At 72.0% G+C, this 14,949-nt stretch carries 12 protein-coding genes and 2 tRNA genes; 9 read left to right on the top strand and 5 right to left on the bottom strand.

Annotated elements, in window-relative coordinates:
* The first annotated feature begins 115 nt into the window (after positions 1–115).
* A complete protein-coding gene (gene eccCa / locus ACS3YM_RS18565; RefSeq protein ID WP_439937917.1) occupies positions 116–4,117 on the top strand; it encodes a type VII secretion protein EccCa in 4,002 nt (1,333 codons plus the stop codon).
* Positions 4,118–4,302: 185 nt separating this feature from the next.
* On the opposite strand, the gene ACS3YM_RS18560 is transcribed toward eccCa, so the two are convergent.
* Positions 4,303–5,892, bottom strand: coding sequence for a helicase HerA-like domain-containing protein (locus ACS3YM_RS18560; protein ID WP_439937916.1), 1,590 nt, complete (start codon positions 5,890–5,892; stop codon positions 4,303–4,305).
* 58 nt (positions 5,893–5,950) lie between these two features.
* Between ACS3YM_RS18560 and ACS3YM_RS18555 the strand changes: the two genes are divergently transcribed.
* Together ACS3YM_RS18555 and ACS3YM_RS18550 are read left to right on the top strand one after the other, a co-directional pair.
* Complete coding sequence (locus ACS3YM_RS18555) at positions 5,951–6,250, top strand: type II toxin-antitoxin system VapB family antitoxin (RefSeq protein ID WP_439937915.1); 300 nt, start codon at positions 5,951–5,953, stop codon at positions 6,248–6,250.
* Entirely contained in the window at positions 6,247–6,750 is a 504-nt protein-coding gene (locus ACS3YM_RS18550) for a LytR C-terminal domain-containing protein (RefSeq protein ID WP_439937914.1), read from the top strand. The genes ACS3YM_RS18555 and ACS3YM_RS18550 overlap by 4 nt, the downstream gene beginning before the upstream one ends.
* A gap of 21 nt (positions 6,751–6,771) precedes the next feature.
* On the opposite strand, the gene ACS3YM_RS18545 is transcribed toward ACS3YM_RS18550, so the two are convergent.
* Positions 6,772–8,289 (bottom strand): potassium/proton antiporter, encoded by a 1,518-nt coding sequence (locus tag ACS3YM_RS18545; RefSeq protein ID WP_439937913.1) that lies wholly within the window; start codon positions 8,287–8,289, stop codon positions 6,772–6,774.
* A gap of 181 nt (positions 8,290–8,470) precedes the next feature.
* On the opposite strand from ACS3YM_RS18545, the gene ACS3YM_RS18540 reads away from it, so the two are divergent.
* The 3 genes from ACS3YM_RS18540 to ACS3YM_RS18530 are packed head-to-tail and all read left to right on the top strand — an operon-like array spanning position 8,471 to position 11,182.
* The gene (locus tag ACS3YM_RS18540; RefSeq protein WP_439937912.1) at positions 8,471–8,893 is read left to right on the top strand and encodes a hypothetical protein; all 423 of its coding nucleotides are present in this window, start codon (positions 8,471–8,473) and stop codon (positions 8,891–8,893) included.
* A gap of 58 nt (positions 8,894–8,951) precedes the next feature.
* Positions 8,952–9,857 carry a hypothetical protein gene (locus ACS3YM_RS18535; protein WP_439937911.1) on the top strand — a complete coding sequence of 302 codons (906 nt, stop codon included), beginning with the start codon at positions 8,952–8,954 and terminating at the stop codon, positions 9,855–9,857.
* Complete coding sequence (locus tag ACS3YM_RS18530; protein WP_439937910.1) at positions 9,854–11,182, top strand: hypothetical protein; 1,329 nt, start codon at positions 9,854–9,856, stop codon at positions 11,180–11,182. Before ACS3YM_RS18535 ends, ACS3YM_RS18530 begins: the two co-directional genes overlap by 4 nt.
* Before the next feature lie 180 nt (positions 11,183–11,362).
* On the opposite strand, the gene ACS3YM_RS18525 is transcribed toward ACS3YM_RS18530, so the two are convergent.
* The 3 genes from ACS3YM_RS18525 to ACS3YM_RS18515 all read right to left on the bottom strand — a co-directional run bounded on the left by ACS3YM_RS18525 (position 11,363) and on the right by ACS3YM_RS18515 (position 13,798).
* Entirely contained in the window at positions 11,363–12,742 is a 1,380-nt protein-coding gene (locus tag ACS3YM_RS18525; RefSeq protein WP_439937909.1) for a vWA domain-containing protein, read from the bottom strand.
* Entirely contained in the window at positions 12,739–13,608 is an 870-nt protein-coding gene (locus ACS3YM_RS18520) for an AAA family ATPase (protein WP_439937908.1), read from the bottom strand. Before ACS3YM_RS18520 ends, ACS3YM_RS18525 begins: the two co-directional genes overlap by 4 nt.
* Positions 13,609–13,713: 105 nt before the next feature.
* Positions 13,714–13,798, bottom strand: a tRNA-Ser gene (locus tag ACS3YM_RS18515).
* Positions 13,799–13,998: 200 nt separating this feature from the next.
* Between ACS3YM_RS18515 and ACS3YM_RS18510 the strand changes: the two genes are divergently transcribed.
* From ACS3YM_RS18510 to ACS3YM_RS18500, 3 genes are all read left to right on the top strand, one after another.
* A complete protein-coding gene (locus tag ACS3YM_RS18510; protein ID WP_439937907.1) occupies positions 13,999–14,466 on the top strand; it encodes a hypothetical protein in 468 nt (155 codons plus the stop codon).
* Positions 14,467–14,529: 63 nt separating this feature from the next.
* Positions 14,530–14,620: transfer RNA gene (locus ACS3YM_RS18505), tRNA-Ser, on the top strand.
* Positions 14,621–14,790: 170 nt separating this feature from the next.
* Positions 14,791–14,922, top strand: a complete 132-nt coding sequence (locus ACS3YM_RS18500; protein WP_439937906.1) for a hypothetical protein — start codon at positions 14,791–14,793, stop codon at positions 14,920–14,922.
* Positions 14,923–14,949 lie beyond the last annotated feature (27 nt).

The following is a 14,949-nucleotide window of genomic DNA, read 5'->3' as shown; positions in this document are numbered from 1 at the left end:
GATTCCCCCTTCGCGTGCATCGAGCGCTTCTCCGCTGGAGAGTAGTCGCAGTGGCGGCCGGCAGCGGAGCACCTATCATCGTCGCGACTTCATCGGGTGAGGCAACGGGGGATGCGTGAGCACGACACTGCGTGGCGGCCAGAGGCTCGACGAGCCCGAGATGCCCGGCGGCCAGATCGTCCTGCAGCCCCCGCCGGAGCTGCAGGAGGGCGAGGGCGCGAGCGGCGTCCTGATGAACGCCATCCCGATGCTCGGCAGCCTCGGCTCGATCGTGCTGGTGGCCACCATGGGCGGCGGGGCCAACCGCGGCCGCAGCTTCCTGGCGGCCGGCATGTTCCTCTTCGCCACGCTGGGCTTCATCGTCGTCCAGATCGACCGGCAGCGTAAGCAGCGGGCCCAGCAGGTCACCGGCTCGCGGACCGAGTACCTCCGCTACCTCAGCAACATCCGCAAGGTGGCGCGCGACGCGGCCGACCAGCAGCGGCGGGCGCTCAACTGGCACCACCCCGAGCCCGCGGCCCTCCCCTCCCTCGCCGAGGACCGGACCCGGCTGTGGGAGCACACCGCCTCTGACGACAACTTCCTGCACGTGCGCTACGGCCTCTGCTCGCAGCCGCTGTCGCTCGACCTGGTGCCGCCGGAGAGCGCACCCGTCGACCAGGTCGACCCGGCCGCGGCGTCGGCCCTGCACCGGCTCCTGGTCGTGCACCGGCTCCAGCCCCACCTGCCGGCGTCCATCGACCTGCGGGCCTTCGACCGCATCGAGCTGTGCGGCGACGCGGAGGAGGTGCGCTCCACCGCGCGGGCGATGATCTGCTCGGCGACCGCCTTCCAGAACCCCGACCAGCTCATCGTCGCGGTGCTCAGCTCCGAGCAGAACCTCACCCACTGGGACTGGGTCAAGTGGCTCCCCCACGCCCAGAGCACCCGCGAGGCCGACGCCGTCGGCCCGATGCGCCTGGTCTCCACCTCGCTCGACGACCTCGGCAGCCTGCTCCCGCCCGATCTCAGCGACCGGCCGCGCTTCGGCGCCGACGAGCGCGCCGCGACCCCGCACATCCTGCTGGTGATCGACGGAGGCCACCTGCCGCCCGGCAACCACATCGTCCCGCCCGACGGCCTCCACGGCGTGACCCTGCTCGACCTCCCGAGCCGGTGGGACGAGCTCGAGGACTCCACCCGCCTGCGACTCGAGTTCGCCGACGCCCCCGATGAGCTGGGCAAGCGCCCGGTGCGCGCGCTGCGCCTACGGGGCGAGCCGATCAAGGCGCTGGCCGACCAGTGCGACCTCGCGACCGCCGAGGCCTTCGCCCGACGCATCGCGCCGCTCAAGACCGCGAGCGCGGAGTCCGCCTCGGCCGGCGGGGCCGTCGACATCACCTCGACCACGCCCGACCACATGGACCTCCTCGGGCTCGGCGACATCTTCACCTACGACCCCGCGACCGCCTGGCGCCCGCGCCCGGCTCGCGACCGGCTGCGCGTGCCGATCGGCATCGGCGACTCCGGCGGCCTGATCCATCTCGACATCAAGGAGTCCGCCCAGCAGGGCATGGGTCCGCACGGGCTGGTGATCGGCGCGACCGGCTCCGGCAAGTCGGAGTTCCTCCGCACGCTGGTGCTCGGCCTCGTCATGACGCACTCCTCCGAGCAGCTCAACCTCGTGCTCGTCGACTTCAAGGGCGGCGCGACCTTCGCCGGCATGGCCGACATGCCGCACGTCTCGGCGGTCATCACCAACCTGGCCAACGAGCTCACCCTCGTCGACCGCATGCAGGACGCGCTCTCGGGCGAGATGACGCGCCGCCAGGAGCTGCTGCGCGACGCGGGCAACTACGCCTCGGTCCGCGACTACGAGAAGGCGCGCGCCAACGGCGAGCCCCTCGAGCCGATGCCGTCGCTGTTCATCGTCGTCGACGAATTCTCCGAGATGCTCTCGGCCAAGCCGGAGTTCATCGACCTCTTCGTCGCCATCGGCCGTCTGGGCCGCTCGCTCGGCCTGCACCTGCTGCTCGCCTCGCAGCGCCTCGAGGAGGGCCGCCTGCGCGGCCTGGAGTCGCACCTCTCCTACCGGGTCGGCCTCCGCACCTTCTCGGCGGGCGAGTCCCGTGCGGTCCTCGGTGTCCCGGACGCCTACGAGCTGCCCGCCGTCCCCGGCCTCGGCTACCTCAAGCCCGACCAGTCCACGCTGCTGCGGTTCAAGGCGGCGTACGTCTCGGGGCCCCCGTCGAGCCGCACCCGCGTCACCCGCGACGAGGGCGGCGCGATCCGCGGCATCCTGCCCTTCACGATCTCCGAGGTGCAGGCGCTCGAGCCGACCGCCGACGAGAGCCGCGAGGTGGTGGCGCCCCAGCCGCAGCAGGGCGAGCAGCCCTCGCTCCTCGACGTCGCGGTGCAGCGGATGATCGGCAAGGGCCCGGCGGCCCACCAGGTGTGGCTGCCGCCGCTCGACGTCCCCGACACCCTCGACGAGCTCATGCCCGACCTCGCCGAGCACCCCGAGCTCGGCCTCACGTCGCAGCAGTGGCGCCAGGTGCCGGGGCTGGTCATCCCCCTCGGCACGGTCGACCGTCCGCGCGAGCAGCGCCGCGACACGATGACGCTCAACCTCACCGGCGCCGCCGGCCACGTCGCCGTCGTGGGTGGTCCGCGCTCGGGCAAGAGCACCCTCCTGCGCAGCATCGTCACCAGCATGGCGCTCGTGACCACCCCGCTGGAGTCACAGTTCTTCGTGCTCGACTTCGGCGGCGGGACGTTCGCGCCGCTCACCCGCCTCCCGCACGTCTCGGGTGTCGCGACCCGCTCGGAGCCCGACGTCGTACGCCGGGTGATGGCGGAGGTCGAGGGCATCGTCGACCGGCGCGAGGCCTATTTCCGCGAGAACGGCATCGACTCGATCGAGACCTACCGCTCGCGCCGCGCGCAGGGCCGCGCCGACGACGGCTGGGGCGACGTGTTCCTGGTCATCGACGGGTGGAGCACGCTGCGCGCGGAGTTCGACGACCTCGAGATGGAGATCCAGCAGCTGGCCGCGCGCGGCCTGACCTTCGGTCTCCACATCGTCACCGCCTCCACGCGCTGGGCCGACTACCGCGCCGCCATGCGCGACGTCTTCGGCTCCAAGCTCGAGCTGCGCCTCGGCGACCCGCTCGACTCCGAGGTCGACCGCAAGGTCGCCGCGCTGGTCCCGGTCGGGCGACCGGGTCGAGGCCTCGTCCCCTCCAAGCTGCACTTCCTCGGCGCGCTGCCGCGCATCGACGGCAACGGCGACGCGGACACCCTCGGCGACGGCGTCGACGACCTCATCGACCGGATGGTCGCGGCGTGGAAGGGCCCGCAAGGCCCCAAGCTGCGCCTGCTGCCGGAGAAGGTCACCCTCGAGGCGATCCGCGAGGACGCGGTGCGCCGGCAGGTGCCGGAGCGCCACATCCTGCTCGGCATCAACGAGAAGGAGCTCGCCCCGGTCGGCCTCGACGTCGACAGCGAGCCGCACATGCTCGTCTTCGGCGACGGCCAGTCGGGCAAGAGCGCCCTGCTGCGGGCGTACGTCCACGAGGTCATGCGCACGCGCACGCCCAAGGAGGCGCAGATCGTGCTCGTCGACTACCGGCGCTCGCTGCTCGGCGAGGTCCCCGACGAGTACCTCCTCAACTACCTCACCTCCGCCACCCAGGCGACGCCGACGCTCAAGGACATCGCCACCTACCTCGAGGGCCGCATCCCCGGGCCGGACGTCACGCCCGACCAGCTGCGCAACCGCTCGTGGTGGACCGGTGCCGAGGTCTTCGTGGTGGTCGACGACTACGACCTGGTCGCCACCGCGCAGTCCTCACCCGTCTCGTCGCTCCAGCCGCTGATGGCGCAGGCCCGCGACGTCGGCCTGCACGTCGTGGTGGCGCGACGCACGGGTGGTGCCTCCCGCGCGCTCTACGAGCCCGTCATCCAGTCGCTGCGCGACCTCGCGATGCCCGGCGTCATGCTCTCCGGCCCGCGCGACGAGGGTGTGCTCATCGGCAACATCCGCCCGCAGCCCGCCCCCGAGGGCCGCGCCCGCATCGTCACCCGCGACCGCGGCACCGAGGCCGCCCAGCTGGCCTGGCTCGACCCGACCATGTGAGCGGGTGCCGCTCCTCGGGCAGTCCCTCGCCCGGGGGTGGCGGCATACGACATCCGCCATCCGCTCCCTGGCGGCACACGACACGCCAATCGACCGGGAACCTGTCACATGCCGCCACCCTGGCGGCCGCGGCATGTCGGATGCCGCCACCCTGGCGGCAGCGGCCCACGACCAGGGCGAGGAGCTCAGCGGCGGCCGCTGTTGAACATCCCCCGCGCGATCTCGCGGGCCGCGGTGCGCATGAAGTCCTTGAACGCGGTGGACTTCACGACCGTCTCGACCATGGAGTCCTTCTCCTTGACCGGCTTGGAGGCTTTCTCGGTGACCCGCTCGTTCTTCTGCTCGCGGGCCATCTCCTTGATCCGGGCGTCCTCGGCGGCCTTGCGCGCGCCCTCCTCGAGCTTCTCGGCGAGCAGCTCGCGGGCGGACTCGCGGTCGAGCGACTCGGCGTACTTCGCGGTGAGCGGCGAGGCCTTGACCACCGCCTCCATCGCCGAGGGCTCGGCCGCGTCCATCAGGGACTCGGGTGCGCGCAGGCGGGTCCAGGCGACCGGTGTCGGCGCGCCACGCTCGTTCATCACCGTCACGATCGCCTCGCCGATCCCGAGCGAGGTGATGACCTCGCCGAGGTCGTCGTACGCGCTGTTGGGGTAGGTGTTGACGGTCGCCTTGAGCGCCTTGGCGTCGTTGGGCGTGTGCGCGCGGAGCTGGTGCTGGACGCGCGAGCCGAGCTGGGCGAGGACCTCGTCGGGTACGTCGGTGGGCGACTGCGTCACGAAGAAGACGCCGACGCCCTTGGAGCGGATCAGCCGCACCGTCTGGGCGATCTGGTCGAGGAAGGCGTCGGAGGCGTCGTTGAAGAGCAGGTGCGCCTCGTCGAAGAAGAAGACCAGCTTGGGCTTGTCGAGGTCGCCCTCCTCCGGCAGGTCGTGGAAGAGGTCCGCGAGCAGCCACATGAGGAACGTCGAGAAGAGCGCCGGACGGTCCTGGAGGTTGGGCAGCTCGAGCAGGCTGATCACCCCGCGACCGTCGTCGGTGGTCCGGAGGAAGTCCTTGGTCTCGAACTCGGGCTCACCGAAGAAGACGTCGGCGCCCTGCGCCTCGAACGAGATCAGCTCGCGCAGGATCACCCCGGCCGTCTGGGGCGACAGGCCGCCGATGCCCTTGAGCTCGGCCTTCCCGGCCTCGTCGCCGGTGAGGTACTGCAGCACCGCGCGCAGGTCGGACAGGTCGAGCAGCGGCAACCCGTTCTTGTCGCAGTAGTAGAAGACGAGCCCCAGCGACGACTCCTGGGTCTCGTTGAGGCCGAGCACCTTGGCCAGCAGGGTCGGGCCGAAGGCCGTCATCGTGACCCGCACGGGTACGCCGATGCCCTGCCCGCCGATCGCGTAGAACTCCGTCGGGAAGCCGGTCGCCGTCCACTGCTGGCCGACGCTCGCGGTGCGGGCCGTGAGCTTGTCGCTGCTCTCGCCGGGGACGCTCAGCCCGGACAGGTCGCCCTTGATGTCGGCGGCGAAGACGGGTACGCCGTTGGCGCTGAGCTGCTCGGCCAGCAGCTGGAGGGTCTTGGTCTTGCCCGTGCCGGTCGCGCCGGCGACGAGGCCGTGCCGGTTGAGCATGCCGAGGGGGATCTTGATGTGGACGTCGCTGAGGTTGTCGGCGTCGAGCATCAGCCCGCCGAGCTCGAGCGCGGGGCCCTCGAACCGGTAGCCCGGCGCGACCGCCTCGGAGATCGGGTCGCTGGCCGCCGGCTGTGCCTCAGGGGTCTCGGTCATACGGGGAGACTAGTCAGCCCGGGGGAGCCTCGACGAGGGCGTCGTTATGATCACCGGCGTGATCTTCAAGCGGGTGGGCGTCGGCCGGCCCTACCCCGACCACGGACTGACCTCGCGCACGTGGGCCGAGCTGCCTCCGCGCCAGGTACGGCTCGATGAGCTGGTGACCACCAAGGACACGCTCCACCTCGACACGCTGCTCGACGAGGACTCCACGTTCTACGGCGACCTCTTCGCCCACGTCGTCGAGTGGAAGGGCGACCTCTACCTCGAGGACGGCCTCCACCGCGCGCTCCGGGCCGCGCTCCAGCAGCGCAGCGTGCTGCACGCCCGGATCCACCAGGCGGACGACCAGTGAGCGCTGGGCTCAGGACCGCGGTCACCCTGGGCGTCCTCACGCTGCTGGTGCTCGTCGCGGCCGTCTGGGGGTGGTCGGCGCTGACCGAGCCGTTCCCCGAGGACGAGCCGGTGGCCATCTGCGAGGACACGACGGTCTCCGCCGGCAGCGAGGTGCGCCGCGACCAGGTCGTGGTCAGCGTGTTCAACGGCAGCAAGCGCAGCGGGCTCGCCGGGGCCACCAGCGCACAGCTCGCCGAGCGCGGCTTCGTCACCGGCGACGTCGGGGACTCCCCCACCCCCGCCGCGACCACCCAGATCTGGGCCGACGACCCCACCAACCCCGCTGTCGCCCTCGTCCAGCAGCAGTTCAAGAAGGCGAAGGTCGTCCCCGGTGAGGCGATCGGCGTCGGCGTGGTGGTCGTCGTCGGCGAGAAGTTCAAGACCCTCAAGAAGAAGCAGGTCGAGTCGGTGCTCGCCGAGGCCGACGCGACGTTCTGCAAGGCCACCGGCTCCGAGTGAGCCGGGCGGCTGGCGGGCTGCTCAGTCGCGGTCGGGCCGGTGCGGGTCCCCCAGCCACTGGGCGAGGCGGCCGTTGGCCGAGACCTGCCGCAGCCGCGCCTCCGTCGCCTCGCGCACCTTGCGCGGGGTGACCACCAGCAGGTCGTCGCCCGAGCGCAGGACCGTACGTCGTTCCGGCACCAGCGAGCTGCCCGCGCGGATCACCAGCGAGACCGAGGCGCCCTGCGGCAGCCGCAGCTCACCGACCTCGACGCCGTGCATCTTCGACGTGGGCGCGATCGTGACCTGGAGCAGGTCCGCGGCGACCTTGTCGAGGGGAGCCGCCTCCACGTCCAGCCCACGCGGCTCGGAGCGTCGCGCGACCCCCAACCGGCCCGCGACCCAGGGCAGGGTCGGGCCGGTGAGCAGCGTGTAGACCACGACCATCACGAAGACGATGTCGAAGAGGTCGTCGGCCCCGTCGACACCCTCGGCCAGGGGGATGGTGGCGAGCACGATCGGGACCGCACCGCGCAGGCCGGCCCACGAGATGAAGCCGAGGTCGCGCAGCGCCATCGGCTGGACGAGGCTGCTGGCCAGCACGGACAACGGGCGGGCGACCACCGTGAGGACGAGCCCGGTGACCAGCGCCTGGACGACGGTGTCGAGGTCGATGCGGCCCGGCGAGAGCAGCAGGCCGAGCATGACGAACAGCCCGATCTGCGCCAGCCAGGCGACCCCCTCGGCGAACGACCGGGTCGCCACCCGGTGCGGCAGCTCGCTGTTGCCGAGGATGAGGGCGGCGACGTAGATCGCGGCGAACCCGGAGGCGTGCAACGCGGCCGCTGCGCCGTACGCGGTGAACGCCAGCGACATCACCGCGAGCGGGTAGAGGCCGGAGGACGGCAGCGCCGCCCGCCGCATGATCCAGGCCCCCGCGACGCCGCAGACCACGCCGACCAGGGCACCGGCGAGGAGCTCGAAGACGATGATGCCCGCGGTCTCGAACACCCCCGACTCCCCGGCAGCGCCGGTCGAGATGATGCCGACGAGCACGACCGTGGGGGCGTCGTTGAGCCCGGACTCGGCCTCGAGCGCACCCGTCAGCCGCTTGGGCAGCGGGAGGGCGCGGAGCACCGAGAACACCGCCGCGGCGTCGGTGGGCGAGCAGATGGCGCCGAGCAGGATCGCGAGCTCCCACGGCAGGCCGAGCAGGAAGTGCGCGCCCACGGCCACGACGGCGACGGAGACCGCCACCCCGAGCGTCGACAACGACAGGCCCAGCCTGATGCTGGACCTCATCTGGCGCCAGTCGGTGGTGAGACCACCTTCGGCCAGGATGATCGCCAGCGCCCCGAAGCCGAGCGCGTGGGCGAGCTGGGCGTCCTCGAAGGGGATCGCGAACGGGCCGGCCTCGCCGAGCAGCACGCCGATGAGCAGGTAGATCAGCAGCGAGGGCAGGCCCACGCCCGCCGAGACCCGTACGGCGAGGATCGCCGCCAGCGTCACGACCGCCCCGACCAGCACGAACGCGTCGAGCTGGTGGACGTCGAACGTCATCGCACCTCTCGGTGGTCGGCATCGGCAGGTCAGGACTGGCCTGATCCTATCGGTGGGGACGCTCGCCGACCGCCGGGTTCCAGCACGACGGGACGCGGTCGCGACGAGGCGGATTCGGTCGCCCGGACGTTTGAGCACCGCGTCTCCCGGGTAGGCGGTGCCCGACGAAAGGGTGTGATCGATGTACGGCGACACCGCCGCCGGCCGCAAACGGGTCGCACAGCTGCGCGAGCAGAGCGGCGACATCCGGGCCCTCGCCGCCCGCCTGGTCTCCCAGGCGGAGGCCGTCCCGTGGCACGGCAAGGCCGCCGACGCGATGCGTGAGCGCATCAAGGAACGCGCCGACCACCTGCGTGCCGCCGCCGCGCACCACGAGACGGCGGCCGAGTCGCTGGCCACGCACCTCGGGGAGGTCGACACGCTCAAGGAGGCCATCGACACGCGCGCGCACAAGGCCACGACCCTGGTCGAGGACGCCCGCACCCGGGCGAGCGCGACCGGTGAGGGTGCGCAGCCCGACGAGACCGACGCCGCGCTGCTGGCCTTCGACCCTCCTCCGCCCGGTCACCAGGACTGGTTGACCGTCGACCTCCCGGGACTCTGACATGGTGACCGTCGACCTGACCACACCGCCCGCTCCGCCCGCGAACATCCTCGACGCCATGGCCCGACGCCTCGCGCTCACCCTGCCGGAGCTGCGCCTGGTCGCCGAGCTGGCCGGCGGGGCACCCCTCCCCTTCGACGTCCACGACGACGACGCCTCCGGCACCGGCACGCCCGAAGGGACGGGGGGCCTGTCCGGACGTCTGGGCCAGAGCCGCGGGTCCGTGGAGGACTCCGCCTACGCCGACGCGATCGGCGCCCTGCACGACCCACACGGGACACTGCGCCGCCGAGGCCTGCTCACCGACGAGGGGGCGGACCCCGGGATCATCGGGGCGGTCGGGCTGCTGGCCACACCTCGCCTCGCGCTCGACATCGACGTCGCCGCCGGCGCCACCCAGGTGAAGGCCTGGCACCGGCAGGACGGCAACGCGGTCGCGAGCCTGTCGACCTGCGACGGCATCGTCTTCGAGCTGGCGTGGTTCCCCGTCGACCAGTGGACCACCGAGCTGGCGCGGGTCGCCGCGGTCCCCGAGGACCTGCCGCTCGAGACCTCGCAGGTCCCCGCGCTGCTCGACGTCCCCTATGCCCTGGCCGACACGATCGGCGAGGCCCTGCGCTCGGGCCGCGCCGATCTCGTCCCCGTGCTCATCGGCCAGGCGGGGGACGCGGTCCGCGCCGACGGAGCCGACCTCGGTGACGCCGAAGCGGCAGCCGTCCTCTCCGCCGTCCACTCCGAGGGCCGTGGCCGGCTGCGCATCCTGGCCGCCGAGGTCTCCGAACGGGCCACCACCTCGGTCGGCGTCGTGTCGTGGGTGCTGCTCAAGGACGGGTGGCACTCGCTGACACCACGCCACGACGACGGCGCCCGCGTCGCCGTCGCCCGCGTCGACCACGACGCCCTCGCGACCGAGCTCGCCCCGGTCCTGGCACAGGTCACGATCCGAGAGGACGCCCCGACATGAGCGACCTGGACATCCCGCGCACCCACGGCGCCGACTCCCCCGACGACTCGTCGGCGTCGGTGGCATCCGACAAGTACGACCAGATGCTGGCGCTGGCCGACCTCTTCGACTCCTCGGGCAGTGACATGCGCGCCCGGGCCCGGCTCGGCGTCGAGATCCTCGGCGACGACGACGTCGTGGACACCGCCGAGCTGTCGAAGGCCACGTGGGGCCAGGCCGAGGAGGACATCCGCGCGGCGACGACCGGCACGCACGGGCTGCTGGCCCGCTCGGTCGAGCTCGACGCCGACGCGCTCGTCGTACGTGCCACGGTGCTGACCTACCGCTGGATCGACGAGCTCCAGCAGGCGGCCTACAAGACGCTCGGCTCCATCGCCGGTCGGGCCATCGGCTACCTCGCTCCCGAGGTCGCGCTGGGCGGCGCGATCGTCAGCGCCGGCCTGATCGAGACAGACGCGCTGGACCGCGACGACGTCACCGCCTACCTGAGCGAGCTCGCCGAGAACAACCCCGAGCTGATGGACCACATGTCCGGCGGCGGCGGGCTGCTCGACGGTCTGCAGATGCGCTCGCTGCTCACCGTGGGCGGGCTCGCCTCCGACCAGGGGGCCCATGCGGCGCGCGGAGGCCTGCGGGCGATCGGCGTCGAGCCGTTCCCGACCGACGCCGTGTCGGCCTTCCGCGACTCCGCAGGCTCGTTCGTGGAGACCGACGAGCAGGCGACCGAGGCCAGCGCGAGGTCGGCCGACGCCCCGCGCTCGCTCGAGGAGCTCATGGCCAACCTCCTCGCGGAGGACAGCAGGATCAGCGTCCAGCGGGTCGGCACCGGCCGCTACATCGCCTACCTCCCCGGCACCCTGGGTGCAGACCCCGCACGCCTGCGCCTCGTCGGCGCCGACCCGACCACGGCGGCCGCCCAGGTGATCCGCGCCATCGAGAAGGTGGTCACCGAGGACGACGCCCGCGTCATGCTCGTCGGCTCGGCCGCCGGCGGCACCGTGGCCGCCGAGATCGCCGCGACCGCGACCTCGTCGCGGTTCGTCGTCGACCAGGTGGTGACCGCGGGCGCTCCGTCGGCCCAGGTGCCCCGGATCCCCGCAGGCACGCGGGTGCTGTCGCTGGAGGACCGCGGTGACCCGGTCGCGCTGCTCGGCTCGCTGATCAACGCCCGCACCACCAACCGGCTCACCGTGGTCTTCGACGGCGGCGACTCCGGCGGCAGCCACGTCTACGTCACCGGAGCCAGGGCCGCCGACAGCGCCGAGCACCCCGAGCTGCGGGCCGAGATCACCCGGATGCAGGACCTCGGCTACCTCGCCGGCTGACCGCCCTGGGCCTCGTCGGGTGGCGGCATACGACAGTCCGCCGACGTCGGGTGGCGGCATACGACAGTCCGATGCGCGATCCGTATGTCGGATGCCGCCAGGGTCGCCATCCGCATTGTCGGATGCCGCCAGGGTCGCCACCCGAGTGACGGATGCCGCCAGTCCTGGACGAGCTGGCGGCTAGACGATCTCGTGCACGAACTCGCCCAGCTGGGCGAGGTTGCGGCACTCCACCATCGGCACGATCTCGCCGTAGCGGTCGGCGGCGCTGTCGCCGGTCCCCCAGTGCCGCGGGTGCTCGGGGTTGAGCCACCACGCGTGACGCGCGCGCCCGGCCAGGTCGCTGAGCACCGGGAGGGCGAGGTCGCTGTAGTTGGACCGGGCGTCGCCGAGCACCAGCAGCGACGACTTCGGTCCGATCGCGTCGGCGTGCTCCTGGGCGAAACGGGTCAGGGCGCGGCCGTAGTTGGTGCGCCCCCAGAGAGCGGCGTGCGAGATGCTCGCCGCCAGTGACTCCATCACCTCGACCACGTCGGCCCCGGGGCGGAACTGGTCGCTGACCTCGACCACGTCGTCGACGAACGTGAAGGCCCGCACGCCGCTGAAGGCCTCCCGGAGGGCGTAGACCAGCAGCAGGGTGAACTGGGCGAAGTTGGCGACCGACCCGCTCACGTCGCACAGCACGACGAGGTCCGTGCGGTGCGGTCGCTTGGGCCGGTGGTGGGTGGTCAGCGGCACCCCGCCGGTGCCGATCGACGCCCGCACCGTGCGGCGTACGTCGAGGGGCCCGCGACGCCGCGCGTGCTGCTCCTTGGTCAGGCGCGCGGCCAGTCGCCGCGCGAGCGGGTAGATCTCGCGCCGCATCTCCTCGAGGTCGCTGCGCCGGGCGGCGGTGAAGTCGAGCCGGTCGATGGTGGGCCGGACGGTCACGTCGGCGACGTGCTGCGCGCCCTTCTCCTCGGCGATGCGTCGACGGGCATCGCCCTCGACGAGGCGGGTGAAGTCACCGATCCGCTGCCCTGCCCGCCGCTGCGCCTGCTCGCCGTCGAGGCCCTGGCCGAGCAGCCCCTGCACGAGCCGGTCCATCAGGTCGGCGGGCGAGACCCGCTGGAGGGAGGTGTACGCCGACCAACTCGACAGGCCGGGTCCCCTGCCCGGCATCGCGCCGAAGCGGGCGACCGCCTCCACTGCGAGGTCCTGCAGGGTTCGACCGTCCGTGGCCTGCTGCTCAGCAGAAGCCAGTGCCTCGGCCAGCGCCTCACGGAACCTCTCGAGCTCGGGACCGGCGTCCGCGACGCCCTCGCCCGGCACGGTGTCCTCGCCGGCCACGCCGCTGCCGATGAGGCGCGGGTAGTAGATGTCGAAGACCGCGTCGAAGGTCACCCGCTGTGGCTGGCGCTTGACCAGCGTGGCGGCGTAGGCGGCGCGGACGGTCTCACGGTCGTGCCAGTGCACCTTCTCCAGGGCGCTGATCGCATCGAGTGCCTCGGCCAGCGACACCGACAGGCCCGCGGAGCGCAGCGCCTCCACGAAGCCGATGTGGGTGTCGAGCAGGCTCATGGGAGGGCCAGCTTGAGCTCCTTGGTCGCACGGCGCTGGTCCGAGGCGTGCTTGAGCACCACGCCGAGGGTGCGCGCGACCGTCGCCTCGTCGAGGTCGCCGATCTGAAGTGCGATCAACGTACGGGCCCAGTCGACGGACTCCGCGATGGAAGGTGCCTTCTTGAGCTCGAGCTCGCGCAGGCGTACGACGACGTCGACGAGCTGGGCGACCACCTTGTCGTCCAGGCCGGGCACCTGGCTGGTGACGATCTCCCGCTCACGCTCGGCGTCGGGGTAGTCGAGGTGCAGGAACAGGCAGCGTCGCTTGACCGCCTCCGACAGCTCGCGGCTGGCGTTGGAGGTCAGCACCACGAACGGGCGACGCGTCGCGACGACCGTGCCCAGCTCGGGGATGGTCACCTGGAAGTCGCTCAGCACCTCGAGCAGGAGCCCCTCGACCTCGACCTCGGTCTTGTCGACCTCGTCGACCAGCAGGACGGTCGGCTCGTCGCGACGGATCGCGCTGAGCAGCGGCCGGGTGAGGAGGAAATCCTCGGTGAAGATGTCGTCGTGGGTCTCGCTCCACGCCTGGTCGCCGCCGCTGGCCTGGATCCGGAGCAGCTGCTTCTTGTAGTTCCACTCGTAGAGCGCCCGCGCCTCGTCGAGGCCCTCGTAGCACTGCAGCCGCACCAGCGCGGCACCCGTCGCCCGCGCCACCGCCTTGGCGAGCTCGGTCTTGCCGACCCCGGCCGGGCCCTCGATGAGCAGCGGCTTCTCCAGCGCGCCCGCGAGGTACGCCGTCAGCGCGGTCGCGTCGTCGGTGTGGTAGCCGGCTCCGCGCAGGCGCGCCGCGGCATCGTCGGGGGACTCGAACCAGGTCGTCACCCGGCGAGCGTAGTCCCGCTGTAACGCCGGGTTACTCCCTGTACCCACCCCCATGCACGGGGGTGGGTACATCACACAACCCGGCGTTACAGGGAGGGAGCTCAGCAGAGGGGGCGGGATTCGAACCCGCGGTAGGTCTCCCTACGACCGCTTTCAAGGCGGTTCCGATCGGCCGCTCCGGCACCCCTCCTCGTACGGCACCGGGGCGCCGCACACCGCGGGACTCTACCCAACGACGATCGTCGACCCGCCCCACTGGGACCTCGATATGGTCGATCGACGCCCGGCATGGGTGGACTCGAGCGGCCATATGTCCGCTCGAGTCGCCGTACGGCCGGCTGCCGCCCACCCGGGACCGCAACCCCCGGGTCCGCGTGGGAAAATCCTGTCGTGACGACCGAGACCGAGACCACCACCGTCTACCGCCTGGCCCCCGCCGTCGCGGCGCGTCTGCTGGGCGCGGTGCTGTGCCTGGTCGCCGTCGTGATCCTGCTCAGCACCGTGCTGATCGCCGTGGTCGACCTCCACACGGTCTTCCTGCTCGTCCCGGTGGGGCTCACGCTCCTCCTGCTGGTCGCCACCTGGTGGCTGTGGCGCCAGAAGGGCTGGGTCGCCCGGCTCACCGCCGAGGGCTACCGGATCCAGTGGGTCCGCGGCGTCGGCGCCGCCTCGGGCCGGTGGAAGGACGTCGAGGACGCGGTCACCACGACGGTCGCCGACTCGCCCGTGGTGGTGCTGCGCCTGCGCGACGGACGTACGACCACGATCCCGGTCGAGATGCTCGCGGTCGACCGCGAGGCGTTCGTGCGCGACGTCCAGGCGTACCTCCAGCGCGGACACGGCCTGCGCAAGTGGTGACCTGATTCGGCGCGAGCGCGTCGCGCCTTGTAACCTTCACTGCGCCCGGCGTTGCTCGGGCATGGAGGCGTCGCCTAGTCCGGTCTATGGCGCCCGCCTGCTAAGCGGGTTTGGGGCTAAAACCCCATCGAGGGTTCAAATCCCTCCGCCTCCGCCGCGATCGGCCCCCTTCCGCTGGAAGGGGGCCGAGCAGCAGCGTGCGTACATTTGCAGGAACCTGCAATGCACACAACTGCAACCGCATCGCGCAGACGCGACCCCGGACCGTGGGTGAGAATGAACTGGTCATCCCCTGTGACGCCGTGACAATCGAGGTGGAACCCCATGACCCCAGTACGCCGCATCGCCGCCGCCGCCCTCGTGGCCGCGCTCGGACTCGGATTCGTCGGCCTTGGCGCAGGCCCGGCCAACGCAGGCATCGACACCAGCTGGGGCGCGAAGATCAAGGCCCCCTAGAGCCAGTTCGTGCCATGATGGGCACGC

The sequence above is a fragment of the Nocardioides sp. N13(2025) genome (genome assembly GCF_051912545.1).
Classification (GTDB): Bacteria; Actinomycetota; Actinomycetes; order Propionibacteriales; family Nocardioidaceae; genus Nocardioides.
This window is presented reverse-complemented; position numbering and strand designations above follow the sequence as displayed.